The sequence below is a fragment of the Oxalobacter vibrioformis genome (assembly GCF_027118995.1).
GTDB lineage: Bacteria > Pseudomonadota > Gammaproteobacteria > Burkholderiales > Burkholderiaceae_D > Oxalobacter > Oxalobacter vibrioformis.
In genome coordinates, this window is sequence record NZ_CP098242.1 from 1,556,679 (window position 1) to 1,583,506 (window position 26,828).

At 52.2% G+C, this 26,828-nt stretch carries 21 protein-coding genes and 4 tRNA genes; 16 read left to right on the forward strand and 9 right to left on the reverse strand.

Going from position 1 to position 26,828, the window contains the following annotated elements; all coding sequences use genetic code 11:
• Positions 1-160: 160 nt before the first annotated feature.
• The 9 genes from NB640_RS07700 to NB640_RS07740 all read right to left on the reverse strand — a co-directional run bounded on the left by NB640_RS07700 (position 161) and on the right by NB640_RS07740 (position 9,251).
• Positions 161-556, reverse strand: a complete 396-nt coding sequence (locus NB640_RS07700) for a CBS domain-containing protein (RefSeq protein WP_332880208.1) — start codon at positions 554-556, stop codon at positions 161-163.
• A gap of 180 nt (positions 557-736) precedes the next feature.
• A complete protein-coding gene (locus tag NB640_RS07705; RefSeq protein ID WP_269308161.1) occupies positions 737-1,945 on the reverse strand; it encodes a M20 aminoacylase family protein in 1,209 nt (402 codons plus the stop codon).
• 6 nt (positions 1,946-1,951) lie between these two features.
• Positions 1,952-3,352: a chloride channel protein gene (locus tag NB640_RS07710; protein ID WP_269308162.1), complete on the reverse strand. Its 1,401-nt coding sequence runs from the start codon at positions 3,350-3,352 to the stop codon at positions 1,952-1,954.
• Between the two features lie 155 nt (positions 3,353-3,507).
• Positions 3,508-5,154 carry a chaperonin GroEL gene (groL, locus tag NB640_RS07715; protein ID WP_269308163.1) on the reverse strand — a complete coding sequence of 549 codons (1,647 nt, stop codon included), beginning with the start codon at positions 5,152-5,154 and terminating at the stop codon, positions 3,508-3,510.
• Between the two features lie 59 nt (positions 5,155-5,213).
• Positions 5,214-5,504 (reverse strand): co-chaperone GroES, encoded by a 291-nt coding sequence (groES, locus tag NB640_RS07720; RefSeq protein WP_269308164.1) that lies wholly within the window; start codon positions 5,502-5,504, stop codon positions 5,214-5,216.
• 390 nt (positions 5,505-5,894) lie between these two features.
• Positions 5,895-6,167 carry a DUF6587 family protein gene (locus NB640_RS07725; RefSeq protein WP_269308165.1) on the reverse strand — a complete coding sequence of 91 codons (273 nt, stop codon included), beginning with the start codon at positions 6,165-6,167 and terminating at the stop codon, positions 5,895-5,897.
• Positions 6,168-6,169: 2 nt separating this feature from the next.
• Positions 6,170-8,077 (reverse strand): ferrous iron transporter B, encoded by a 1,908-nt coding sequence (gene feoB / locus NB640_RS07730; RefSeq protein WP_408637917.1) that lies wholly within the window; start codon positions 8,075-8,077, stop codon positions 6,170-6,172.
• Positions 8,046-8,339: a FeoA family protein gene (locus NB640_RS07735; protein WP_269308166.1), complete on the reverse strand. Its 294-nt coding sequence runs from the start codon at positions 8,337-8,339 to the stop codon at positions 8,046-8,048. The genes feoB and NB640_RS07735 overlap by 32 nt, the downstream gene beginning before the upstream one ends.
• Positions 8,340-8,484: 145 nt before the next feature.
• Positions 8,485-9,251 (reverse strand): IS5 family transposase gene (locus NB640_RS07740; RefSeq protein WP_269308167.1). Its coding sequence is split into 2 segments (ribosomal slippage): positions 8,485-8,876 and positions 8,876-9,251, totalling 768 coding nucleotides; the frame shifts between segments, so codons are not numbered across the junction.
• Positions 9,252-9,499: 248 nt separating this feature from the next.
• On the opposite strand from NB640_RS07740, the gene NB640_RS07745 reads away from it, so the two are divergent.
• The 16 genes from NB640_RS07745 (at position 9,500) to rpsL (ending at position 26,777) form a co-directional block, all read left to right on the forward strand.
• A complete protein-coding gene (locus NB640_RS07745; RefSeq protein ID WP_269308168.1) occupies positions 9,500-10,246 on the forward strand; it encodes a DUF599 domain-containing protein in 747 nt (248 codons plus the stop codon).
• Between the two features lie 38 nt (positions 10,247-10,284).
• Positions 10,285-11,712: a D-alanyl-D-alanine carboxypeptidase/D-alanyl-D-alanine endopeptidase gene (dacB, locus tag NB640_RS07750; protein ID WP_269308169.1), complete on the forward strand. Its 1,428-nt coding sequence runs from the start codon at positions 10,285-10,287 to the stop codon at positions 11,710-11,712.
• 498 nt (positions 11,713-12,210) lie between these two features.
• Positions 12,211-12,296 (forward strand) — tRNA-Tyr (locus NB640_RS07755).
• A gap of 40 nt (positions 12,297-12,336) precedes the next feature.
• A tRNA-Gly gene (locus NB640_RS07760) sits at positions 12,337-12,410 on the forward strand.
• Positions 12,411-12,444: 34 nt separating this feature from the next.
• A tRNA-Thr gene (locus tag NB640_RS07765) sits at positions 12,445-12,519 on the forward strand.
• A gap of 83 nt (positions 12,520-12,602) precedes the next feature.
• Positions 12,603-13,793, forward strand: coding sequence for an elongation factor Tu (gene tuf / locus NB640_RS07770; RefSeq protein ID WP_269308170.1), 1,191 nt, complete (start codon positions 12,603-12,605; stop codon positions 13,791-13,793).
• Between the two features lie 44 nt (positions 13,794-13,837).
• Positions 13,838-13,913 (forward strand) — tRNA-Trp (locus NB640_RS07775).
• A gap of 31 nt (positions 13,914-13,944) precedes the next feature.
• Positions 13,945-14,328 (forward strand): preprotein translocase subunit SecE, encoded by a 384-nt coding sequence (gene secE, locus NB640_RS07780; RefSeq protein WP_269310425.1) that lies wholly within the window; start codon positions 13,945-13,947, stop codon positions 14,326-14,328.
• The gene (gene nusG, locus NB640_RS07785) at positions 14,328-14,924 is read left to right on the forward strand and encodes a transcription termination/antitermination protein NusG (protein ID WP_408637918.1); all 597 of its coding nucleotides are present in this window, start codon (positions 14,328-14,330) and stop codon (positions 14,922-14,924) included. Before secE ends, nusG begins: the two co-directional genes overlap by 1 nt.
• A 109-nt stretch (positions 14,925-15,033) precedes the next feature.
• Positions 15,034-15,465 (forward strand): 50S ribosomal protein L11, encoded by a 432-nt coding sequence (gene rplK / locus NB640_RS07790; protein ID WP_269308171.1) that lies wholly within the window; start codon positions 15,034-15,036, stop codon positions 15,463-15,465.
• Positions 15,465-16,160: a 50S ribosomal protein L1 gene (gene rplA / locus NB640_RS07795; protein ID WP_269308172.1), complete on the forward strand. Its 696-nt coding sequence runs from the start codon at positions 15,465-15,467 to the stop codon at positions 16,158-16,160. The genes rplK and rplA overlap by 1 nt, the downstream gene beginning before the upstream one ends.
• A gap of 292 nt (positions 16,161-16,452) precedes the next feature.
• The gene (gene rplJ, locus NB640_RS07800) at positions 16,453-16,944 is read left to right on the forward strand and encodes a 50S ribosomal protein L10 (protein WP_269308173.1); all 492 of its coding nucleotides are present in this window, start codon (positions 16,453-16,455) and stop codon (positions 16,942-16,944) included.
• Between the two features lie 92 nt (positions 16,945-17,036).
• Complete coding sequence (rplL, locus tag NB640_RS07805) at positions 17,037-17,417, forward strand: 50S ribosomal protein L7/L12 (RefSeq protein WP_269308174.1); 381 nt, start codon at positions 17,037-17,039, stop codon at positions 17,415-17,417.
• 237 nt (positions 17,418-17,654) lie between these two features.
• Positions 17,655-21,761: a DNA-directed RNA polymerase subunit beta gene (gene rpoB / locus NB640_RS07810; RefSeq protein WP_269308175.1), complete on the forward strand. Its 4,107-nt coding sequence runs from the start codon at positions 17,655-17,657 to the stop codon at positions 21,759-21,761.
• Between the two features lie 69 nt (positions 21,762-21,830).
• The gene (gene rpoC, locus NB640_RS07815; protein WP_269308176.1) at positions 21,831-26,075 is read left to right on the forward strand and encodes a DNA-directed RNA polymerase subunit beta'; all 4,245 of its coding nucleotides are present in this window, start codon (positions 21,831-21,833) and stop codon (positions 26,073-26,075) included.
• A gap of 318 nt (positions 26,076-26,393) precedes the next feature.
• Positions 26,394-26,777 (forward strand): 30S ribosomal protein S12, encoded by a 384-nt coding sequence (rpsL, locus tag NB640_RS07820; RefSeq protein WP_269308177.1) that lies wholly within the window; start codon positions 26,394-26,396, stop codon positions 26,775-26,777.
• Positions 26,778-26,828: the final 51 nt, after the last annotated feature.

The following is a 26,828-nucleotide window of genomic DNA, read 5'->3' on the forward strand; positions in this document are numbered from 1 at the left end:
GATTCTGACCCGCCCACATCGTAGCCATCTGAAATCCCGGTGGAACCTTGCCGGATAGTTAAACAACGCCCACGCCATCAGCCTGGCGTGGTGCATCATTATTCTGACGGCAGTTGGGACAGCACTCGGCCTGTATTCATTTTTCCTGCACTGATACCGGTCAGAGTTCCGGTTTTGGCAGCATGGTTTTAACCAGATCCCGCCAACTGACAATGCCTACGGGCTGGAATTCGTCATTAACGACGGGGATACAGGAAATACGGTGGGTATTAAAGAGTGCAGCGGCGTCGCTGATGGAATTGTCCGGCTTGAGCGTGATGGGTTTGCGGGTCATGATCTGGTGAACCCGTTTGTTCAGGGTAGCCAGATCCCGGTAGGTCACTACCATGGTACCCAGGTTGGGGCTGATGGCTTTCAGGAGGTCGCGGTCAGAGACAACACCAAAGAGCTTGCCGCCATCGATTACTAGCAGATGATGGAATTTTGAATTGTCAAAAATCTCTTTTACCAAAGACAGCTTGTCGTCCATTTCAACCGTGACGACAGATCTTGTCATGATGTCCCTGATTTTCATTTCACCTCGCTCACAAGAGTTAATTTGCCTGGTCAGTTGCAGGCCGTCAACTGTTTCCTATTGGATAGATTTATACCATGAACGCATTCGTTTTATATCAAAAATACCGAATATATGACGGGTTTTGTCCAGGTTTTGCAAAAAACTGTCGTTTTTTCGTCTTCAGGCAGGATTCGCCGGGAAAGACAGGTATTTTTCTGCGAGCCTGACCCAGTAGCTCATTCCAAGCGGAAGGATGTTGTCATTGAAATCAAAGCTTGGATTGTGCAGGCGGCACGGGCCGTCACCATGATTGGTTTCCCGATGTTCGCCGGAACCATTGCCAATGAATACATAACAGCCTGGTCGGGCCTCGAGCATGAAGGAAAAATCTTCCGCTGTCATGGTAGGCACGGCGTTCGTGATGACATGATCTTTACCGACCAGTGAGGTCATCACGTCAATGGCAAATGCGGTTTCTGCGGCATGATTGACCAGCGGCGGGTAGTTTCGCTGGAAGTCGAATTCAATCCGGCAGTTGAATGCGGCGGCGGTATGTTCGGCAATTTCACGCATTCGCCGCTCAATCAGATCAAGTACCTCGGTTGTAAAGGTGCGGACGGTACCCGCCAGCATGGCTTGATCCGGTATGACGTTAAATGCACTGCCGGCATGAATCTGGGTGATGGAAAGCGCGGCGGTATCTACGGGCGCTTTATTGCGGCTGATGATGGTTTGCCAGCTTTGTGCAATCTGCACGGCGGTCATGATGGGATCAATGGTGTGGTTGGGTTGTGCCCCATGTCCGCCTCGCCCGTGAATTGTGAGGGTGAATGTATTACTGGAAGCCATCATGGGACCGGTTTTGACGGCGAAATCGCCTGCGGCATAGTCAGGCCAGTTGTGCATGCCAAAAACCGCATCGACCGGACAGGTTTCAAACAGTTTTTCATTCATCATGCGAAGGGCACCGCCATAACTTTCTTCAGCCGGTTGGAAAATGGCGTAAACGGTGCCGTCAAAATGGCGGGTTTTTGCCAGATGAATGATGGCTCCCAGCAGCATGGCCGTATGGCCGTCGTGGCCGCAGGCATGCATTTTCCCGGGGTGGCGTGAAGCGTGTTCAAATTCGTTGAGTTCCGGCATTGGCAGGGCGTCAATATCAGCACGCAGGCCAATCGAGCGGTTGCTTTTGCCGTTTTCAATCTTGCCGATAATGCCGGTTCCCCCTATGCCGCGTATAACCGTGATGCCGTTTTCTTCCAGCTTGGCGGCAATCAGTTCAGCGGTCCGGGTTTCTTCATAGGCGACCTCCGGGTGGGCATGGATATCACGCCGGATGGCTTGTATCTCTGCAAGAAATGCGGGGGGGAAATCAATTAGTTGTGTCATAACAGATCAGTTCTTCTCGGCCGGATTGTCAGGTTGTGCCTGTGAACGCCGTTTTCCTGGTGAAACGGGGTAGGCATATCTTTCCGCCAGCGCGTGATACAAAGGTACCGGGCTGATAAAGCGCGATACACCGCTGGCCAGAAGGGACGTTATCATCAGTGACAGCAGCATGTGATTGCTTCCTGTCATTTCCATGGTAATGATAAAGGAAGTCAGCGGTGAGCGTGTGACACCGGACAAATAAGCGGCCATAACCAGGATGATAATGGCGCCGTGGGGGGCAATGGCCGGCAGCAGGGCGGATATATTGTCACCAAGGCCGGCGCCGACAGACAGCGTTGGCGCGAAAAGCCCGCCAGGTATCCCGCTCAGTGTCGAAAGCAATGTGGCAAAGAATTTGCAGATGCCGTAGTACCAGGTGAAAAGACTGTTGTTGGCTTCAAGTGTCATTCGTGTCGGCTGATAGCTGGTTCCGAATGTCATGCCATTGGTGGCAAAGCCGAGCAGGGCAACGATAAGGCCGCATGTGGCGGCAAACAGGTAGGGGTGGGCCTGGATAAAGGCTCTCAACCGTCCGGGCAGAAAGAAGGAAAATTTCTGTGTGAGAAGGCTGAAAAGGCCGCCTGCCGCGCCTCCCAGGATGGCACAGACAGGAATGGCATAAACATGCTGGGATAGGTCCAGCACAACATTGGTTGACCCGAAATAGATGTAATTGCCCTGGACAGCCAGTGAAATCAGGCCGGCAATAATCACGGTCAATAGCGTGGAACTGTGTGCGTTGAACGGATATTTTTTATTGAGTTCCTCAATGGCGAACATGATACCGGCAAGGGGAGTATTGAAGGCTGCGGCAATGCCGGCGGCACCGCCTGCCAATACCAGTGCGCGCCGGTGCGCTGCTGTCTTGAATGGCCCATATCCATAAAAGGCGTGGCTGATGGACGCACCGATCTGGACCGTCGGGCCCTCGCGCCCGATGGAAGCTCCCATGACCAGGCCACCCAGCAGCATGGCAACTTTGCCGATCAGATTGCGAATGGAAAGCAGGTTGCTTTTTTTCTGGTCATCCGGATCATCAATCACCGCAATGGTCTGGGGAATGCCGCTGCCCTGTGTTCCCTGAAAAAAGCGATTCGTCAGCCAGGCAAAAAGTGCAAAGGCTGCCGGAATGAGGGGTAAAAGCCACCAGTGCAGTTTTTCCTGCAGCCAGAGATTGACTTCATTGGCATAGTCACTGGCAATGGCCACACATACCCCGGTAAGGCCGATCAGGACGGAAGCGAAAAACCAGATGAGAATGTGGTACCAGGCATCGCGTGTACGGTCAACGATACGATTGGTGGTGTGGTCCGGCGTTTCGGGTGAAGTATCTTCTCGATGTTCTTCTGATGAGGGTGAAGACATGTGCGGACAGAGTTCAGTAGGATTTTTCCCATTATAGGGGATCAGCACAAAATGGCGAAACAAAGCGGTCAGGGAACGGGAGAAAACATGAAAAAAACCCGCAATGGATCGCATTGCGGGTTTTGAAAGTGAAGCAGTTAATGCCAGGGAATGGCTTACATCATACCATCCATGCCCATGCCACCCATACCGCCCATGCCACCTGGCATGCTGACGGCTGTCTTGTCTTCCGGAATGTCAGCAACCATGCAATCGGTAGTCAGCATCAGGGAAGCGATGGAAGCGGCATTCTGGAGCGCGGAACGCGTAACCTTGGCCGGGTCGAGAACGCCCATTTCAACCAGGTCGCCGTACGTATCGTTAGCGGCGTTGTAGCCAAAGTTGCCTTTGCCTTCCATGACCTTGTTGACCACAACGGAGGCTTCTTCACCGGCATTGGCCACGATCATGCGCAATGGCTCTTCCAGTGCTCGCATGACGATCTGGATACCGGCATCCTGGTCTGCATTGTCACCCTTGACCTTGACCGCTTCACGGGCACGCAGCAGGGCAACGCCACCGCCTGGGACAATGCCTTCTTCAACCGCCGCACGGGTGGAGTGCAGAGCATCTTCAACACGTGCTTTTTTCTCTTTCATCTCAACTTCGGTTGCCGCACCAACGCGGATAACTGCAACACCGCCTGCCAGCTTGGCAATGCGCTCCTGCAGTTTTTCACGATCATAGTCAGAGGCCGCATCATCCATCAGCACACGAACCTGCTTGACGCGTGTCTGGATGGCGGCACCATCACCGTTGCCATCAATGATGGTGGTGTTTTCCTTGTTGATTTCAATGCGTTTGGCCTGGCCGAGCATTTCCAGCGTGGCATCTTCCAGGTTCAGGCCGGTTTCTTCGGTGATAACCTGCCCACCCGTCAGGATGGCGATATCTTCCAGCATGGCTTTGCGGCGGTCGCCGAAACCAGGGGCCTTGACCGAACAGGTTTTCAGTACGCCGCGGATATTGTTGACAACCAGGGTGGCCAGTGCCTCACCTTCAACGTCTTCTGCTACAATCAGCAGCGGGCGGCTGGCTTTGGCAACCTGCTCAAGTACCGGCAGCAGATCACGGATATTGGTGACTTTCTTGTCCGTCATCAGGATGTACGGGTTATCCAGAACGGCGATCTGTTTTTCCGGGTTGTTGATGAAGTAAGGGGAAAGATAGCCACGGTCAAACTGCATACCTTCGACGATTTCGAGTTCGTCGATGAGGGATTTGCCATCTTCAATGGTAATCACACCTTCCTTGCCGACCTTGTCCATGGCTTCTGCGATGCGCTCACCAATGGAATTATCACTGTTTGCGGAAATGGAGCCAACCTGGGCGATTTCCTTGCTGGTGGTGGTTGGCTTGGCGATTTTTGCCAGTTCGGCAACAACGGCTTCAACCGCCTTGTCGATACCACGTTTCAGATCCATCGGGTTCATGCCGGCGGCAACATATTTCATGCCTTCACGGACGATGGCCTGAGCCAGAACGGTTGCTGTTGTGGTGCCGTCACCGGCGTTGTCACTGGTTTTGGACGCGACTTCTTTTACCATCTGTGCGCCCATGTTCATGATTTTGTCCTGCAGTTCAATTTCCTTGGCAACAGAAACGCCGTCCTTGGTCACGACCGGGGCTCCCCAATTGCGCTCTAAAACGACATTGCGGCCTTTCGGGCCAAGGGTGACTTTTACCGCATTGGCGAGGATATTGACGCCTTCCACCATCTTGGCACGGGCGGTATCGCCAAAAATAACATCTTTTGCTGGCATGTGAATTTCTCCGTTGATTTAAATAGTATGTGTTCTTTTTTTGACAGGTGTTCCCGGGATTATTTGCCGACAATCGCCATGATGTCGGACTCATGCATAACCAGCAGTTCTTCACCGTCCACCTTGACGGTCTGGCCGGCATATCTGCCGAAAAGAACGCGGTCGCCAACCTTGACATCCATTGGCAGCACTTTGCCTTCAGGCGTGATCTTGCCGTTTCCAACAGCAAGCACTTCGCCCTGGTCCGGTTTTTCTGCGGCGGTTTCGGGAATCACGATACCGGATGCGGTGGTTTTTTCCAGGTCCATGCGTTTGACGATAATACGGTCATGTAAGGGACGAAGTTTCATAACACTAATTCCTCTTCATACTTAAAAAATGGTTAACAGGTTTTGCAGTGCCGGAATAAATGCCCTGAAAAGCCGGTTTGGCCGGGCATTTCGGCGTTTTGCAATTGCAACGCCCGGAAGGGTTATTAGCACTCCCGGTCGACGAGTGCTAAGTATATGGGTGGATATTTCGGATTTCAAGAGATGTGGCGAAAAAAAACGATTTCTTTTTATCGAATCGCATAAAAAATGGCATGTGACCCGAACGAAATAATGGCCTCAAACGCGGTAAAGGCCCTTGTACTTTATTAAAACATGTGGCTTCAGGGCGGTTACCGCCCATTGGGCAGCGCCAGATTCATTGTCAGTATTGATGCTGAAGTTGAACCGGACGGCCCGGCCTGAGTGTCGCTATGGCCGCTTCCGGATATCTTCGGGCCGGATGGCCGTTTCGCACCCGGATTGCCGCTCGGAGTGACAGCCATTGCAGGTGCCGCAGGCGGATTCGTTTGCCACCATCTTTCCTTTTTCAACCAGTTTTTCCGCAGTATCTATCCAGCCCATTTGCCTGGCGATCTGTATAAAGATGCGATTAAGGGACAGGCGAAGTGTACGTGGTGCCATATGCTTCCAGACAATCCAGACCGCGGCTGCAATAATGAGCGAAACCAGAAACACCTGCATGGTTATCCTCCTGTCAAAAACAGCGTGATGCGATAGGTGGCAAAGGAAGCCAGATAGGCAAGCGCAAACAGGTAAAACGTCATGAGGCCGGCATATTTCCATGAATTGGTTTCCCGGCGAGTGACAATAATCATGGGAATGCACTGTGGGGCAAAAACATACCAGGCCAGTAAAGAGAGCGCCGTTGGCAAGCCCCAGGTGGCGGCGATGACGGAAGAGAGCGCAACGGAAAGTTCGTCACCGGTTGCAGACAGGGCATAGACGGTGCCCAGTGCGGCAACAGATGCCTCGCGTGCGGCCATGCCCGGAATCAGCGCAATGGAAAGCTGCCAGTTAAAGCCGATGGGCTCAAAGATATATTGCAGAAAATGCCCCAGTTGGCCGGCAAAACTGTACCGGATGGCAGGCTCTGTGGCATGGTCGGGCGCACCGGGAAAGCTGGAAAGAAACCAGAGTAAAACCATCAACGCAAGAATGATGGTGCCGGCACGGGTGATGAATAGCTTTGCCCGTTCCCATAAACCCAAAAGCAGATTGGTCAGATTGGGCCAATGATAGGCCGGCAATTCCATCATAAGGGGCTGATACTGGTTTTTTCCGATAAAGAGCTTGATGATCAGTGCAATAATCATGGCCGAGAGTATGCCGCTCATATACAGCCCGAATAGAACCAGCCCCTGCAGGTTGAAAAAACCGATACGGGTATTGGGAATGAAAGCGCCAATGACCAAAAGGTAAACCGGAAGCCGGGCAGAGCAGGTCATGAGCGGCGCGATCATGATGGTGGCCAGCCGGTTGCGTGGATCCTGTATGGTGCGTGTGGCCATGATGCCCGGGATGGCGCAGGCGAAACACGATAAAAGCGGTATGAATGCGCGTCCCGAAAGACCGACAGAGCGCATGATGCGGTCAAGCAGAAAAGCCGCCCGGGGAAGGTATCCTGATTCTTCGAGAAACAGGATGAACAGAAAAAGGATCAATATCTGGGGCAGAAAGACGATGACGCTGCCAACACCGGCCAGGATACCGTCTATCAGCAGGCTTTTTAAAATGCCATCCGGAAGAAGGTTGCCGAAAATTTCGCCGGCATATTCCACCCCGCTTTCAATCCATTCCATGGGGAGTTCTGACCAGCTGTAAACTGCCTGGAACATGCCGAACAGAATTACTGCCAAAATGAGGTAACCGAGTACCGGATGAAGCACAATAGCATCAATCCGGTCTCCCAGTGTATCAGCAGCTGAAGGTGTCCGGATAACATTGTTTAATATCTGGCTGATTCTTTCACGGGAGGATGTGGCTTCAGCCCGGGATGCGGAAGGAGCCTTTTTCCCTGGCAGATACCGGGCTTCCTCTTCTATCCGGGCGATGAGTTCATACAGCCCTTCTGAGCGGATGGCCACGGTTTCCACGACAGGCATGTCAAGTTCGCTGGAGAGGCGATTGATATCAATATCCAGGCCGCGCTTTCTGGCGATATCCATCATGTTCAGCACAAGAATGGCCGGATAACCCAGCGATTTGACTTCAAGTACCAGTTGAAGATTGCGCCGCAGATTGTTGGCGTCTGTTACCAGCACGACCATATCAATGCTGGCGTCATCCTGGCGGGACCCTTCAAGCACTTCACGGGTGATGGCTTCGTCCGGTGACAGTGTACTCAAGCTGTAGGTGCCGGGAAGATCAATCACCTTGAAAGGCGTGCCTGACGTGACAAGATAACCTTCCTTGCGCTCCACCGTCACGCCGGCATAATTGGCCACTTTCTGGCTGGCGCCTGTCAGACGATTGAAAAGCGCTGATTTCCCGCTGTTAGGATTACCAACCAGCGCAATGGATATGGTGCGCAATTTATCAGTCGTGGAATCGTGGGCAGGTTCAGGTGTTTGAGAGGGTATCCTGGCTGACATAAATCATGGATGCCTCAAGACGCCTCAAAGCAAAAGTGGAACCACCGATACGCACGGCCATTGGATCGCGGCCGGGAAAGGATTCTGCAATGATGGCGATTTTCTCGCCCTGGGAAAAACCAAGTTCCATCAGACGGGCACGAATATATTCCGGCCGCTCGATATCAGCATCAGCCAATCCCATGATGGTGGCAGAGTCACCTTTTTTCAGTTGGGCCAGATTACAGATCTTCTGTAACTGTGCATCAGGTTTGAGGGTCATGTTTCAGTTTCCTGCTTTTTGGCTGTCTGGTCCCGGTCTTTGTGCCGACACAATACGACCAGTCAATATTGATTAATGTAAATGGTAATGATTCTTAATAAAAAAAGCAATGAAAATGAAAACGATTTTTGTTTAGATGGTGTCGTCACGAGACTGACGCCCACAAAAAGATGCATCTGATATGAATGGCAGCAAGGAATGATGCCGCATTCTTCGCGTATCTGGTGGCAATGCCGCGCCACCGCTTCAAATGAAGAAACGCGTTCTCTATCAAGTGCCTGGCCTTATAAAGCTCCTTGTCATAATCGCGCTGCTTTTTGCGGTTTTTCCTTGGGGGAATGACTGATATCATCCCCTGTCTCTCGGCCTGGACAAGAATCGCATCGGCGTCATATCCTTTGTCAGCCAATAGCTTCCCGGCAGCAAAGCCATCAATCAGGGCAACTGCCTGAGTGCAATCTGCTGTTGTACCTTGTGTAACAAGAGCCCTGACCGGCATACCATGCGCATCCACGGCCAAATGCAGTTTTGTGTTGAGCCCCCTTTTGTACGACTCATGTCCTGATTACCTCCTCTGGCTCCTGCTGCATGCGGATGGACTTTGCAATGGCTTGCGTCAATCATCAGCCATTCAAAATCAGGTTCATCAATCAATATTTCAAGCAGTCGTTCCCACACACCATTATCGCGCCAGCGGATAAAGCGCCGATGGGTGTTGCTCCAGCCGCCAAAGTCGGGCGGCAAATCTCGCCAGGGTGCGCCGGTGCGCATGATCCAAAAGACGGCATCGATAAAACGCCGGTTGTCGTGGGCGATACCGCCCCAACTTCCTTCGCGCCCAGGCAAGTGCGGCTCAAGCTTTTTCCAAACAGCGTCAGAAATGTCGTGTCGTCTATGTGCGGGTGTTGGCATATGCTCCTCGCTTGTGAGTAAAGACAAGCGAAGCATGCCATAAAATTAAATTTTAGACAATCTCGTGACTACACTATATAAAAATGTTTCCGTTTGTAAAGTATTTTCTGCCAACCGTTACAGCAGGCTTTTTATGGCTGAAGCAGTTAAAATACGATCTTTGCGAAAAAGTGGTTTGATAAAGGATCGGGCCTGGGTACACTTTCCTGGTAAGTTAGTCATATACAAGGATGGTTTTCAGCTAAATCATGGACTGGGCGGAATTTTTCAACAATCCGGCAAGTGAGTGGATCAGCATTGCAATCAGCCTGCTGATCATGATCGCTTATGAAATCTACCTGGTTTTTGTGGGCAGTGCGGCACCCTACCGGATTGCACAGAGAACCCATGCGCGGATGCGAGCGACCTGGGTGCGCAAGATCATGGCGCGCCCAGGCACCGAAGTGGTGATCGTCCAGACATTGCGCAATTCACTGATGGCCGCCAGTTTCATGGCATCCACCTCAATGCTGGCCTTGATCGGCATGCTGACATTAAGCGGGCTGGGGGATAATACAGGGCACTGGAACTTTGCTTCTTTGACCGAGTTGGCAACGCGGCTGCTTGATATGAAGCTGATTTTGCTTGCGCTGGTTTTTTTTGCCTCGTTTTTTTTCAATACCATGGCCGTGCGGTTTTATACACATGCCGGCTATATGATTTCAATCGGTGTCGGTACTGATGATCCCTGGCGCAGATCAGTTGCCATTGCCTATTTGAACCGTGCCGGATTCCAGTACAGTATCGGGGTCAGGGCGTTTTTCTTCTCTTTCCCGATCATGGTCAGCCTGTTCAATACCTGGCTGATGATGCCAACAACCGTTTTTCTGGTATTCCTGCTTTACCAGTTTGACCGGATTCCTTTTGTCAGCCCTGATGCCAGGGTGGATGTGAATCCCAAAGGATATCGGGGGACAGATCCGGAACAGGATTCAACAGAAGGTCTTGACGCATGAAAATAAAAAAACGGGGGGCGGCTTTTTGGGAGACGTGTATGTTGCTTGTTCTGGTATTGTCTTTATTGCTGGTGTTACCTGCCAGCAGCTATGCGCAGGAAACCGGAGTGCTGCCAGAACCGCTTCTTCTTGAACTCAAAAAAGCCAGAATCCCGCTTGATGCGGTTGGCGTGTATATCCAGCCACTTTCCCGATCCGGCAAGCCCAAGATCCTGGCTATCGGACTGAACGAAAAGACCCCTTATCTGCCGGCTTCCACCATGAAGGTGGTCACGACCTATTCGGCGCTGGAAATTCTCGGACCGGCCTATCGCTGGAAAACAGCCGTTTACGCAAAAGGATCGCAAAACGGGGATGTCTTAAATGGCAATCTGATTTTCAGGGGAAGTGGGGACCCGAAATTCAACCTGGAGAGTTTCTGGGTTTTTCTGCGCCAGATCCGGGCAAAGGGTATTCGCGAAATCCAGGGAGACCTGATATTGGATCGCAGTGCATTTGAGACCCGGTATTTTGATCCGGCCGCATTTGACAATGACCCCTTCCGCCCTTATAACGCAGGGCCTGACGCACTGCTGTTAAATCACAAGGTGCTGGATGTCACATTCAAGCCGAACGGCTTGGATGGCACCGTCAGCGTGGTGACTTTCCCGGAAATGGAAGGGGTGACCATCACTCCTCCTGTCCTGACGGATGTGGGGGGCTGTAATGGCTGGCAAAAGGGCATCAACCTTCAGTTTTCCGAAAAGGAAGCCACGTTTGAGGGGCAGTATCCGTTATCCTGTGGCGATCAGAACTGGTTTGTTTATCCGGCTTCCATGAGCGATTCTGCTTTTTTTCGATCGGTTTTTGTCAGTCTGTGGAAAGAGCTGGGCGGTACATTTAACGGACAGGTCAAAGAAGGAGATGTTCCGGATGATGCGCAGCTTCTGGCTGAGTGGCAGTCGCCCCCGTTGAGTGAAGTGGTACGCGATGTCAATAAATACAGCAATAATGTGATGGCGCGTCATGTGCTGATGACTGTGGGTACAAAATCGTCCGATGGCCCCGCAAGTCCGGAGAAAGGCGCTTTTGCGGTTCGTTCGTTTCTTGCGTCCAAAGGGATTTCAATTAACGGCCTGACTATTGAAAACGGTTCCGGCCTTTCACGCGTTGAGCGTATTTCACCGCAGACAATGGGGCATATTCTGGCTAGTGCCTATCAGTCGCCGGTCATGCCGGAATTCATGGCATCACTGCCTATTGCAGGAATGGATGGCACCTTATGGCGGAGCATGCGGCAAACCAGCGTGGCAGGCAAGGCGCATCTGAAAACTGGGGCTATCCAGGATGTCAGGGCCATTGCAGGCTATGTGCTCGCGGCTTCCGGAGAACGGTATGCTGTGGTGTTTATTGTGAATCACCCTAACGCGGGATCGGCTATCAAGGCCAGGGATACCCTGATGGTCTGGGTGCATGATAATGGCTGATTAATAATGGTGCAGGCAGGATCGCAAATCAGCCGAAATAAGCTTTTCCGAAATAATAGATTGCGACGATCAGCAAAAAAACGGCCAGTGCCTGCAGCGCCCGGGTAACAAAACCCGCTTTGGGTTTTTCTTGGTTGGACATGTTTTTCCTTCATATATATAAGAGAGGGGCAGTCTTTTGAATGGTGCTGCCCTGTTTTTCATCTCATCTGTCAGCGCCAGATGAGATTTTTGTTATTATGATACCCCGTCCACCGCATCTTATGCAGGGGCAATTGATATTTCCCGTCTTATATCTAAATAGCAGAGTCACGGCAGGCATTCTGCGGCTTTCATATATATAGACGGGCAGGGTAGCCGGTCCATGAAAGGCTGAACTTTCCGGAAGATGTCCGGTGTTTTTCCGGGAAACGGATTTATTTTGCAAATAAATGCACGAATTGTATTTTGCCCGTTGACATGGCGATAAATATTGCTGCATAATTTGGGGTTCCTTGCGGAGGGGTGGCCGAGTGGTTAAAGGCAGCAGACTGTAAATCTGCCCTCTTACGAGTACGCTGGTTCGAATCCAGCCCCCTCCACCACAAGAATGCACAGCAGGTTGTGACTGTAGTGGAAGATCAGGCGGGTGTAGCTCAATGGTAGAGCCGAAGCCTTCCAAGCTTAAGATGAGGGTTCGATTCCCTTCGCCCGCTCCAGTTTGGCCGTGCGGATACTGGCAAGGCTGACAGTGCCCTTGTAGCTCAGTGGTAGAGCACTCCCTTGGTAAGGGAGAGGCCACGTGTTCAATCCACGTCAAGGGCACCATTTGAATTTTTTTTGAATAACGCAGCAGCTACAGGGAAGGTTGGGCTGTGCCCGGTTTCCAATTTATTCGTTAGGAGTCAACAATGGCAAAGAGCAAATTTGAGCGGACCAAGCCGCACGTAAACGTAGGGACAATTGGGCACGTAGACCATGGTAAGACGACCCTGACAGCGGCGCTTGCGACCATCCTTTCCAAGAAATTTGGAGGCGAGGCAAAAGACTACGACCAGATTGATGCAGCCCCGGAAGAAAAAGCCCGCGGCATCACCATCAACACCTCGCACGTAGAATACGAAACCGCCAGCAGGCACTACGCCCACGTAGACTGCCCGGGCCATGCCGACTACATCAAAAACATGATCACCGGCGCAGCCCAGATGGACGGCGCCATCCTCGTATGCTCAGCAGCCGACGGCCCCATGCCCCAGACCCGTGAGCACATCCTGCTTGCACGTCAGGTTGGCGTACCCTACATCATCGTCTACCTCAACAAATGCGACATGGTGGACGACAGCGAGCTTTTGGAACTCGTCGAAATGGAAGTCCGTGAACTCCTGTCCCGCTACGAATTCCCGGGTGACGACACCCCCATCATCAAAGGCTCCGCCAAACTGGCCCTCGAAGGCGATACCGGCGAACTCGGCGAACAATCCATCATGTCCCTGGCCGATGCCTTAGACAGCTACATCCCTGAGCCGGAGCGTGCCATTGATGGCGCCTTCCTCATGCCGGTAGAAGACGTCTTCTCCATCTCCGGTCGCGGCACCGTCGTAACCGGTCGTGTTGAGCGCGGCATCATCAAAGTAGGCGAAGAAATCGAAATCGTAGGCATCAAAGAAACCGTCAAAACCACCTGCACCGGCGTAGAGATGTTCAGAAAACTCCTCGACCAGGGTCAGGCAGGCGACAACGTAGGCGTACTGCTGCGTGGCACCAAGCGCGAAGAAGTCGAGCGTGGCCAGGTACTGGCCCGTCCCGGCTCCATCAAGCCGCACAGCCACTTCGAAGGCGAAATCTACGTACTGTCCAAAGACGAAGGCGGCCGTCACACCCCTTTCTTCAACAACTACCGTCCGCAGTTCTACTTCCGTACCACAGACGTGACCGGATCAGTCGAGCTGCCCAAAGACAAGGAAATGGTCATGCCGGGAGACAACGTCTCCATTACCGTCAAGCTCATTTCCCCGATCGCGATGGAAGAAGGCTTGCGCTTCGCCATCCGTGAAGGTGGCAGAACGGTAGGTGCCGGCGTCGTATCCAAAATTATTGCATAACGCAGAGGAAGCGTCGTTATATTAAAAACTGTTTCATACCGTGTAGGGGAGTAGTTCAATTGGTAGAGCGTCGGTCTCCAAAACCGAAAGTTGGGGGTTCGAGCCCCTCCTCCCCTGCCAGAAGCGGTATGAACATTAATGCTGAGTTGGTATATCAAACCATCCTGTGCAGATTGCAGGCGTCATGAACGATAAAATTAAAATTGTCATCGCACTTTTGGCGTGTGCTGCCGGCATAGTGGGATATTATTTCTTTATAAACAAGCCTATGCTGATGCGCGCCGGTGTTTTGATTGCCGGTCTGGCGGTTGGCGCGATTTTTGCGTGGTTTTCTGAAACCGGCCGCAATTTTCTGGTATTTGCGCGTGAATCGGTTCGTGAGACAAGAAAGGTTGTCTGGCCTGAAAGAAAGGATGCCATTCGTGTCACTGCGATCGTTTTTGGTTTTGCGGTCATCATGGCGCTCTTCCTGTTTGGAACAGACAAGGTGCTTGAAATGGTTTTGTATGACTTCATTCTCGGCTGGAACAGATAATGAGTGAAAATAGCCAGGAAGATCGGACACAAGCCCCGATAACAGGTGCCAGGGATGCTTCTGATAAAAGACGCTGGTATGTGGTGCATGCTTATTCCGGTATGGAAAAAAGTGTGCGCCGTGCTTTGCTTGAGCGTATCGACCGCATGGGCATGAATGACCTGTTTGGTGAAATACTGGTGCCGACAGAAGAGGTGGTAGAGGTGAAGGGTGGCCAAAAATCGGTTACCGAACGCCGTTTTTTCCCGGGATATATCCTGGTTGAAATGGAAATGACCGATGAAACCTGGCATCTGGTAAAAAATACGCCTAAAATCACGGGCTTTATTGGTGGTAAATCCAACCGACCAACCCCGATTCCACAGCATGAGATTGACAAGCTGCTCCAGCAGATGCAGGAAGGTGTCGACAAGCCGCGGCCCAAGACTTCTTACGAAGTGGGTGAGCTGGTTCGTATCAAGGAAGGCCCGTTTGCTGATTTCAATGGCAATGTGGAAGAAGTGAATTATGAGAAATCGCGCCTGAGGGTTCTGGTAACTATTTTCGGGCGCTCCACTCCTGTCGAACTCGAATTCGGGCAGGTGGAAAAGGTATAGGATTTCAGCGTAAGCACGGTGCGCTGCGGCATGATTGTGCTGCGAAATCCGGCAAGAGGAGCCTGCTCTTTTGGGCAGGCGCTATGACTCACAATAATTAGGAAATAAAATGGCTAAGAAAATTGCCGGTTATATCAAGCTGCAAGTGCCAGCTGGTAAAGCCAATCCCTCTCCCCCGATTGGCCCTGCTTTGGGTCAGCGTGGTCTGAACATCATGGAATTCTGCAAAGCTTTCAATGCGCAGACACAGAATTTTGAAGCAGGAATGCCCATTCCGGTTGTGATTACCGCTTATGCAGACAAGTCTTTTTCCTTTGTGATGAAGACCCCGCCGGCGACATTCCTGATCAAGAAGGCTGCCGGTATTGATAAAGGTTCACAAAGGCCGCATACCGATAAGGTGGGTTCAATCAGCCGCGCCCAGATTGAGGAAATCGCCAAGACCAAAGAGCCGGATCTGACCGCAACTGATCTTGAGGCGGCGGTACGGACGATTGCAGGTTCTGCAAGATCCATGGGTATCACAGTGGAGGGCGTGTAATGGCTAAAGTATCGAAAAAAGTTCGCGCATTCAAGGAAAAAGTGGATCGCAGCAAACTGTATCCGGTTGATGAAGCCCTGGCGCTCCTGAAAGAATTTGCAACGGCCAAGTTCAACGAATCCATTGATATTGCGGTTCAGCTTGGCGTTGACCCGAGAAAATCCGACCAGGTGGTTCGCGGCTCGGTGGTTCTGCCTGCCGGTACCGGCAGGGATGTTCGCGTTGCGGTTTTTGCTACCGGTGAAAAGGCTGATCAGGCAAAAGAAGCCGGTGCTGACATTGTCGGTATGGAAGATCTGGCTGAGCGGATCAAGGCTGGTGACATGCCTTTTGATATTGTTATCGCTACGCCTGACACCATGCGTATTGTTGGGACGCTGGGGCAGATTCTTGGTCCGCGCGGCTTGATGCCGAATCCTCGTGTCGGTACAGTAACGCCTGATGTGGCGGTTGCCGTGAAAAATGCCAAGGCTGGCCAGATCCAGTACAGAACGGATCGTAACGGCATTATCCATGCAACGGTTGGGCGCAGGTCCTTTTCTGATGCAGACCTGAAGTCAAACATCAATGCGCTGATTGACGCATTGATCAAGGTGAAGCCAACCAGCAGCAAGGGCGCCTATGTCCGGAAGATTTCGCTTTCATCGACCATGGGTGCCGGTGTGCGTATCGACCAGACGACGCTTTCTGTTTGATGCAAGAATAAAGTCCCCGCCTGTCGATCGGGCGGGGCATGACTTTGGGCCGGATCGCCGCAGTATGGTCGATTCGGACAGTCAAAGACCGTTGGGCTGAAAACAGATTGTTTTCGGTTAAACCGGAAGAAGGATTTCCGCCCCAGCGCAGATGGTGAACCCAAACATGTTTTGTAGTTTTCAGGCGAATATGCCGGCAGTAAACTCCTAACTTTGGACACCGTGTATTAAACCGGTGCGAGGGATGCCTGTTTTTTGACAGGTGCTTGAGCACTATTTTTGGAGGTTGACCGTGGGTCTCAATCTGAATGACAAAAAGGCCGTTGTTGCGGAAGTCAGCGCGCAGTTAGCTGAAACGGAAACACTTGTACTGGCCGAATATCGTGGTATCCAGGTTGGTCACATGACGCAACTGCGCGTAAAGGCACGTGAGCAGGGTGTTTATCTTCGGGTATTGAAGAATACGCTTGCCCGCCGTGCAGTGGAAGGGACAGTTTTTGCTGATCTCGCTTCCGATATGACAGGACCGCTGATTTATTCCATGTCCAAAGATGCCGTTGCGGCTGCAAAAGTCCTGCAGGACTTTGCAAAAACCAACGACAGGCTTGTCATCAAAAGCGGCAGTTTTGCAGGAAAACGGCTGGATAAGGCTGCTGTTACCGAGCTGGCCAATATCCCGAGCCGGGAAGTCCTGCTGTCACAGCTTCTGGGTGTTATGCAGGCGCCTGTTGCGAGCTTTGCTCGCGGCCTGGCTGCGCTGGCAGCACAGAAAGAGTCGGCTTAAAAACCGATGCTTTCTTGGGAAATATCAAGCTTTTCCCACTGGAGTGCGTCAAAACCAACGATGAATTAATGTACTATTTTTAGGAGTTACAAATGGCAATGAGTAAAGAGGACATCCTGGAAGCCGTAGGCGCCATGTCCGTTATGGAATTAAATGATCTGGTAAAGGCTTTTGAAGAAAAATTCGGTGTGTCCGCCGCAGCTATGGCTGTTGCCGGTCCTGCCGGTGGCGCTGCTGGCGGCGCTGCTGCTGCTGAAGAGCAGACAGAATTTACCATCGTTTTAGCTGATTTTGGTGCCAATAAAGTTGGCGTCATTAAAGCGGTTCGTGAACTGACCGGCCTGGGCCTGAAAGAAGCCAAGGATATGGTTGATGCAGCACCAAAACCAGTCAAGGAAGGCGTTTCCAAGGCAGAAGCCGACGAAGCCAAGAAAAAACTGGAAGAAGCTGGCGCCAAAGTCGAAATCAAGTAATTTTTGCAATTTCTTACAATTTGGTAGTAGCAGGGTCATAGCTGAATCGCTTATAATAAGTGGTTCAGCTCTGGCTCCTTTACGCATTTCTTTGCTAAAACCCTGATTTTTCAAGGGGTTACGGCATGTTGACTTAAACAGGTTTAAAGGATTGAGGCTTGAGTTTTCCGGTTCAATATAGGCCGTATTGATACTGAAACCTGAATTTTCCATCCTTCAGCCACTCACGGAGTGTCCATGCATTACTCATTTACTGAGAAAAAGCGCATCCGGAAATCTTTTGCGAAGCGCGAGAACGTCCATCAAGTTCCCTTTTTGCTGGCAACCCAGCTTGAGTCCTATCACAACTTTTTGCAGTCGGGTGTTATTCCGTCGCAGCGTAAAAGTGAAGGGCTGCAATCTGCGTTTGCTTCCATTTTCCCGATTGTTTCACACAACGGGTTTGCAAGACTGGAGTTTATTTCCTATACGCTGGGTGATCCCCCTTTTGATGTCAAGGAGTGCCAGCAGCGCGGTCTGACCTTTGCCTCACCGCTTCGCGCCAAGGTGCGTCTGGTTATCCTGGACAAGGAATCGCCGACGAAGCCGGTTGTCAAAGAGATGAAAGAGCAGGAAGTCTACATGGGCGAAATGCCGCTTATGACCGATACCGGCTCATTTGTGATTAACGGTACCGAGCGTGTTATTGTTTCCCAGTTGCATCGTTCGCCGGGTGTGTTCTTTGAGCACGATCGCGGCAAGACGCATTCGTCGGGCAAGCTGCTTTTCTCGGCCCGTATCATTCCTTATCGCGGTTCATGGCTGGATTTTGAGTTTGATCCGAAGGATATCCTGTTTTTCCGTGTTGATCGTCGCCGCAAGATGCCGGTTACCGTGCTCCTGAAGGCCATTGGCATGACAGCCGAGCAGATCCTGGAAAATTTCTTTGTCTTTGACCACTTCACGCTGCGTTCGGAAGGTGCCGAGATGGATTTTGTTCCGGCGCGTATGCGGGGTGAAATTGCCCGTTTCGACATTACCGACAAGAGCGGCAAGGTGCTGGTTTCCAAGGACAAGCGCATCAATGCCCGTAATATTCGCGAAATTGAGGCAGCCGACATTACCCGTATTTCCGTGCCCGAAGATTATCTGATCGGTCGCGTACTGGCAAAAAATATTGTTGACCAGGATACTGGTGAAATCGTTGCCAGGGTGAATGACGAACTGACAGAAGAAACCCTTGCCAAGCTGCGCCAGGCGGGTATCAAGGAAATGGAAACCCTGTATACCAATGATCTGGATCAGGGATCTTATATGTCACAAACGCTGCGTGTTGATGAAACAGCAGACCAGATGGCAGCAAGAATTGCCATTTACCGTATGATGCGCCCGGGCGAGCCGCCAACGGAAGAGTCCGTGGAAGCGCTTTTTAACGGACTCTTCTACAATCCGGATCGCTATGATTTGTCAACCGTCGGCCGCATGAAGTTTAATCGCCGTATCGGGCTGGAGCAGCTTGATGGCGAGATGACGCTGTCAGATGATGATGTTCTGGCTGTCATCAAGATTCTGGTTGAACTGCGTAATGGTCGTGGCGAGGTGGATGATATTGACCACCTGGGTAACCGCCGTGTCCGCTGTGTCGGTGAGCTGGCAGAAAACCAGTTCCGTGCCGGTCTGGTCAGAGTGGAGCGTGCCGTAAAAGAGCGTCTTGGGCAGGCTGAAGCCGATAATCTCATGCCGCATGACCTGATCAACTCCAAGCCGATATCAGCGGCGATTCGTGAATTCTTTGGCTCGTCTCAGTTGTCGCAGTTCATGGATCAGACCAATCCGCTGTCGGAAATCACGCACAAACGCCGTGTATCCGCGTTGGGGCCGGGCGGTTTGACTCGCGAAAGGGCCGGCTTTGAGGTCCGCGACGTGCACCCGACCCACTATGGCCGTGTCTGTCCGATTGAGACACCGGAAGGTCCGAACATTGGCCTGATCAATTCGCTGGCGCTGTATGCGCGCTTAAATGAATACGGTTTTCTGGAAACCCCTTACCGCAAGGTGATTGATTGCCAGGTAACGGACGAAATCGAATATCTTTCCGCGATTGAGGAAGGCCGTTACATTATTGCCCAGGCGAACAGTACGGTTGATGAAAAAGGCCTGCTGGCTGACGAATTGGTTTCTGCCCGTGAATTCGGTGAAAGTATTCTGGTGTCGCCAGAGCGTGTCCAGTACATGGATGTCGCGCCGGGCCAGATTGTCTCTGTTGCGGCGTCCCTCATCCCGTTCCTTGAGCACGATGATGCAAACCGCGCGCTGATGGGCGCCAACATGCAGCGTCAGGCTGTGCCGTGTCTGCGTCCGGAAAAGGCACTGGTTGGTACTGGTGTTGAGCGTACGGTGGCGGTTGACTCCGGTACAACGGTTCAGGCCGTTCGTGGCGGGACGGTTGACTATATTGATGCCGGCCGTATCGTGGTTCGTGTCAATGACGAGGAAGCCACAGCCGGTGAAGTCGGTGTTGATATTTATAACCTGATCAAATATACCCGTTCCAACCAGAACACCAATATCAACCAGCGTCCGATCGTTGAGGTGGGCGACAGGATTGAAAGAGGTGATGTTATCGCTGACGGCGCATCCACTGATCTGGGTGAACTGGCACTGGGACAGAACATGCTCGTGGCGTTCATGCCGTGGAATGGCCTCAATTTCGAGGATTCCATCCTGATTTCCGAGCGTGTGGTTGAGGATGACCGTTATACTTCGATCCATATCGAGGAACTTTCCGTGGTTGCTCGTGATACCAAGCTGGGAGCGGAAGAAATCACCCGTGATATTTCCAACCTGGCTGAAAACCAGTTGGCGCGTCTGGATGAATCCGGCATCGTTTATATCGGTGCCGAGGTACAGGCAGGGGATACGCTGGTCGGCAAGGTCACTCCGCGTGGTGAAACCCAACTGACGCCGGAAGAAAAACTGCTGCGTGCCATTTTCGGTGAGAAGGCTTCTGACGTGAAAGATACCTCGCTGCGCGTACCATCCGGTATGGTGGGTACCGTCATTGATGTACAGGTATTCACGCGTGAAGGTCTCGTTCGTGACAAGCGTGCCCAGCAGATTATTGATGATGAGCTGAAGCGTTATCGCATGGATCTGAATGACCAGATGCGTATCGTGGAAGGCGATGCTTTCCAGCGTCTGTCCAAACTCCTGATCGGCAAGAAAGTCAATGGCGGTCCGAAGAAGCTGGCAAAAGGCACCGAAATCAGCAAGGAGTATCTCTCCGATCTGGAGCGCTATCACTGGTTTGACATCCGTCCATCTGATGAGGACACCGCGCAGTCACTGGAAGCCATCAAGGAATCGATTGCGGAAAAACGCCATCAGTTTGATATGGCGTTTGAAGAGAAACGCAAGAAACTCACCCAGGGTGACGAGCTTCAGCCGGGTGTACAGAAGATGGTCAAGGTGTACCTAGCGGTTAAACGCCGCCTGCAGTCAGGTGACAAGATGGCTGGCCGTCATGGTAACAAGGGTGTGGTTTCCCGCATTGTGCCGGTTGAGGATATGCCGTATATGGCAGACGGGACACCTGCCGATCTCGTGTTGAATCCGCTGGGTGTGCCATCCCGTATGAATGTGGGCCAGATTCTGGAAACCCATCTTGGCTGGGCGGCAAAAGGTCTGGGACATCGCATTGGTGAAATGCTGGAAGCCAAGCGTAAGGTTGAGGAACTCCGTTCTTTCATCAAGCAGATTTATTCCGAAGGCGGGAAGCAGGAGGATCTGGACAGCCTGACCGATCAGGAAGTGCTGGAGTTGGCGAAAAACCTGAAAGAAGGCGTGCCGTTTGCAACGCCGGTCTTTGATGGTGCCAAAGAGCCCGAAATTCGCCGCATGCTGAATCTGGCTTATCCGGATGATGTGGCTGAAAAACTGGGTATGACGGCATCGAAAAACCAGGTCACGATGTACGATGGCCGCACAGGCGATCCATTTGAGCGTCCGGTAACGGTTGGTTACATGCACATGCTCAAGCTGCACCATCTGGTCGATGACAAGATGCATGCCCGTTCAACCGGCCCGTACTCACTGGTTACCCAGCAGCCGCTGGGCGGCAAGGCACAGTTTGGCGGCCAGCGTTTTGGTGAGATGGAGGTCTGGGCGCTTGAGGCGTATGGCGCTTCCTACGTGTTGCAGGAAATGCTGACGGTCAAGTCGGATGATGTGAGCGGCCGTACCAAGGTTTATGAAAACCTGGTCAAGGGGGATCATGTCATTGATGCCGGCATGCCAGAATCGTTTAACGTACTGGTAAAAGAAATTCGTTCTCTCGGTATTGATATCGACCTGGAACGCAACTGATAGTAAGTCAGTCAGGAAGTTGTTTGGGGCGGCTTCCTGACGGTATACACACCCTAACCGGAGTGAAATATGAAAGCATTGCTCGATCTATTCAAGCAAGTTCAACAGGATGAACAATTTGACGCGATCAAGATTGGCTTGGCATCGCCAGAGAAAATCAGATCGTGGTCCTATGGCGAAGTCAAAAAGCCGGAGACCATCAATTACCGTACATTCAAACCTGAGCGCGATGGCTTGTTCTGTGCCAAGATTTTTGGCCCGATCAAGGATTATGAGTGTCTTTGCAGCAAATACAAAAGGCTCAAGCATCGCGGCGTGATCTGCGAAAAATGTGGCGTTGAAGTGACACTGGCCAAAGTCCGCCGTGAGCGGATGGGCCATATCGAACTGGCATCACCCGCTGCGCACATCTGGTTTCTGAAATCCCTGCCATCCCGTCTGGGTATGGTGCTCGACATGACGTTGCGCGATATTGAGCGTGTGCTTTACTTTGAAGCCTATGTGGTGACCGATCCCGGCATGACATCGTTGCGTAAGGGGCAAATCATGTCCGAGGACGATTATGCTGCGCGTTATGAAGAGTTTGGCGACGATTTTTCGGCCATGATGGGCGCCGAAGGTGTCCGTGAGCTGCTGCGTTCCATCGATATCAACCGTGAAGCGGAACAGCTGCGCGGTGAACTGCGTGACTCCAAGTCCGAAGCCAAGATCAAGAAGTATGCGAAAAGACTGAAAGTACTGGAAGCCTTCCAGCGTTCCGGTATCAAGCCGGAATGGATGATTATGGAAGTGCTGCCGGTTTTGCCGCCGGAACTGCGTCCGCTGGTACCGCTTGATGGTGGCCGTTTTGCCACATCTGATCTGAACGATCTGTATCGCCGTGTGATTAACCGTAATAACCGTCTGAAACGCCTGCTTGAGTTGCGTGCGCCGGAAATTATTACGCGCAATGAAAAACGCATGTTGCAGGAAGCGGTTGACTCCCTCCTGGACAACGGTCGTCGCGGCAAGGCCATGACGGGCGCCAACAAGCGTCCGCTGAAGTCACTGGCTGAAATGATCAAGGGTAAAGGCGGCCGTTTCCGTCAGAACCTGCTGGGTAAACGTGTCGACTATTCCGGCCGTTCCGTTATCGTGGTCGGCCCGCAGTTGAAACTGCATCAGTGCGGTTTGCCGAAACTGATGGCATTGGAGCTTTTCAAGCCGTTTATCTTCAACAAGCTTGAGCTGATGGGGTTGGCTACCACGATCAAGGCGGCCAAGCGTCTGGTTGATATGCAAGAAGGTATTGTCTGGGATATTCTGGAAGAAGTGATCCGTGAACATCCTGTGATGCTCAATCGTGCGCCAACGCTGCACAGGCTGGGTATCCAGGCATTTGAGCCGGTACTGATTGAAGGTAAGGCCATTCAGCTGCATCCGCTGGTCTGTGCGGCGTTTAACGCCGACTTCGACGGCGACCAGATGGCGGTTCACGTTCCGCTGTCTATCGAGGCACAGCTGGAAGCGCGTACGCTGATGCTGGCATCCAACAATATTCTGTTCCCCTCCAATGGCGAACCCTCCATTGTGCCGTCGCAGGATATCGTGCTGGGCCTGTACTATGCCACCCGTGAAAAAATCAATGGCAAGGGTGAAGGCCTGATGTTTGCCGATGTATCGGAAGTGCTCCGTGCCTACGACAACAAGGAAGTGGAACTGACCAGCCGGATTACCGTTCGTATTCCCGAGCTGCAGAAAGACCATGAAACCGGTGAAATGGTGAAACGTGTTGTCCGTCATGAGACAACCGTCGGTCGTGCCATGCTTTCCGAAATTCTGCCGGAAGGTCTGCCGTTTACCCTGCTGAATACCACGCTGAAGAAAAAGGAAATCTCCAGGTTGATCAACGGGTCTTTCCGTCGTTGCGGATTGAGAGAAACCGTTATTTTTGCTGACCGCCTGATGCAGTCCGGTTTCAGGCTGGCGACCCGTGCCGGTATTTCCATCTCGATTGATGACATGCTGGTGCCACAGGTCAAGACCGACCTGATTACCGCTGCCGAGCAGGAAGTCAAGCAGATCGAACAGCAATACTCTTCCGGCCTGGTAACGGCTGGCGAGCGCTATAACAAGGTTGTCGATATCTGGGGAAAAACCGGTGATGATGTCGGCAAGGCCATGATGGATCAACTGAAAGTGGAAGAAGTCGTCAAGCGTGACGGCTCAGTCACAACGCAGGAATCCTTCAACTCTATTTACATGATGGCGGACTCCGGTGCCCGTGGCTCTGCTGCGCAGATCAGGCAGCTGGCCGGTATGCGTGGCCTGATGGCCAAACCGGATGGTTCGATTATCGAAACGCCGATTACCGCGAACTTCCGTGAAGGGCTGAACGTACTCCAGTACTTCATTTCCACTCACGGTGCCCGTAAAGGTCTGGCCGATACCGCTCTGAAAACCGCCAACTCGGGTTATCTGACCCGCCGTCTGGTTGACGTGACGCAGGATCTGGTTGTGATCGAGGATGATTGCGGCACAACCAACGGTGCCGTGATGAAAGCGCTGATTGAAGGCGGTGAAGTCATTGAGGCCTTGAGTGATCGTATCCTGGGGCGTGTTGCGGCCAATGATGTGATCAACCCGGAAACGCAGGAAACCCTCTATGAAGCCGGCACCCTGTTGAATGAGGACATGGTTGAGGAAATCGCCCGTCTTGGTGTGGATGAAGTCAAGGTGCGTACGCCGCTGACCTGTGAAACCCGCTATGGTATGTGTGCCAAGTGCTATGGCCGCGATCTGGGCCGGGGTAACCTGGTTAATGTGGGTGAGGCTGTTGGCGTTATTGCTGCGCAATCCATCGGTGAGCCTGGTACCCAGCTGACAATGCGTACGTTCCATATTGGTGGTGCGGCTTCGCGTTCGGCAGTGGCATCCAATGTTGAGGCACGTTCAAACGGTACCATTCATTTTACCGCCACCATGCGTTATGTGACGAATGAGAAAGGTGACCAGATCGTCATTTCCCGTTCCGGTGAAGTCATTATTTCTGATGATCTGGGTCGTGAGCGTGAGCGTCATAAAGTGCCATACGGTGCAACATTGCAGGCGCATGACGGACTCGCCATCAAGGCAGGCAAGGTGCTGGCAACATGGGATCCGCTGACTCGCCCGATCATTACAGAGTATGCCGGTACGATCAAGTTTGAAAATGTGGAAGAGGGCGTGACGGTTGCCCGTCAGCTGGATGAGGTGACTGGTCTGTCCACCCTGGTGGTTATTGACCCGAAACGTCGCGGTACTTCCACCAAGTCGGCACGTCCGCAGGTCAAGCTGCTCGATGACAGCGGCCAGGAAGTCAAGATTGCAGGTACAGAGCACTCCGTTACCATCAGCTTCCAGGTTGGTGCACTGCTCATGGTGCAGGATGGCCAGAAAGTATCCGTTGGCGAAGTGCTGGCACGTATCCCGACCGAGTCACAGAAGACACGCGACATTACGGGTGGTTTGCCGCGCGTGGCGGAACTCTTTGAAGCCCGTTCACCCAAGGATGCCGGTACGTTGGCTGAGGTGACAGGTACCGTTGCATTCGGTAAGGAAACCAAGGGCAAGCAGCGTCTGGAAATCACCGATATGGACGGCAACCGTCATGAATTCCTGATCGGCAAGGAAAAGCAGGTGCTGGTCCACGATGGTCAGGTTGTCAACAAGGGAGAAATGATTGTTGACGGTCCGGCTGATCCGCAGGATATCCTGAGGCTGCTGGGTATCGAGGCGCTTGCCCGTTACATCGTTGACGAGGTGCAGGATGTGTATCGTCTGCAGGGCGTGAAGATCAATGACAAGCATATTGAAGTCATTGTCCGCCAGATGCTGCGTCGTGTGAATGTGATTGACGCAGGAGATACGTCCTACATTACGGGTGAGCAGGTTGAGCGTTCAGAATTGCTCGATGAAAATGATCGCGTGATTGCGGAAGGCAAAATTCCGGCGACCCATGAAAACGTGCTTTTGGGTATTACCAAGGCATCGCTTTCAACCGATTCGTTCATTTCAGCCGCTTCCTTCCAGGAAACGACCCGCGTGCTTACCGAAGCAGCCATCATGGGCAAGCGCGACGGTCTGCGTGGTCTGAAAGAAAACGTGATCGTTGGACGTCTGATCCCGGCTGGTACCGGCCTGGCTGTTCACCGTGCCCGCAGACTCAAGGGCGTCTGGGAGCGTGAAGAACGTGAAGCCATGGAGCGCGAGGAGCGCGAATCGCTTTTCAGCCCGATGCCCGCAGAAGGTGCGTCATCTGAAGAGGTGGATTCCATCAATCCGGATCAGGTCTGATAGCGTCATCAGTCAAAAAGGCATTCCGGATTATCCGGAATGCCTTTTTTATCGCAGTCGTTTTACCCGCCCCGGTTTTTTTGTTGTTTTTTTGCCGTTTTTTTTAAATTGGCGGCAAACAGGAATTGACTTGGGCAATCAGGCGGTTTAGAATCTCTGGTTCTCAATGTATGCCTTTGGCAGATGATGACCTAAATCATTGTTTTACCTGCTCTGGCACTCATCTAGCGGTCAGATAATCTCTCCGTAGAGTCCCCGGTACGTCTTGGGCGTGACCGGGATTGTTACATTAATTAATAAATATAGCTGGAAAGATCGATGCCAACCATCAATCAATTGATTCGTAAGCCGCGTGTTTCCGTCAAGGTGAAAAGCAAATCGCCCGCACTGGAAAACTGCCCGCAAAAGCGCGGCGTCTGCACGCGCGTTTATACAACGACACCGAAAAAACCGAACTCCGCATTGCGTAAGGTGGCCAAAGTGCGCCTGACCAATGGATTTGAGGTGATTTCGTACATCGGCGGCGAGGGCCATAATCTGCAGGAACACAGCGTGGTTCTGCTTCGTGGTGGTCGTGTGAAAGACTTGCCGGGTGTGCGCTATCACATGGTGCGCGGTTCTCTGGATACGCAGGGTGTGAAAGACCGTAAGCAGGCCCGTTCCAAATACGGTGCCAAGCGCGCGAAACCTGCCAAAGCTTAATCGGCTTTAGCCGGTGGTGTGTGAGTCGGCCCGAATGGCCGAGTAAGTGGT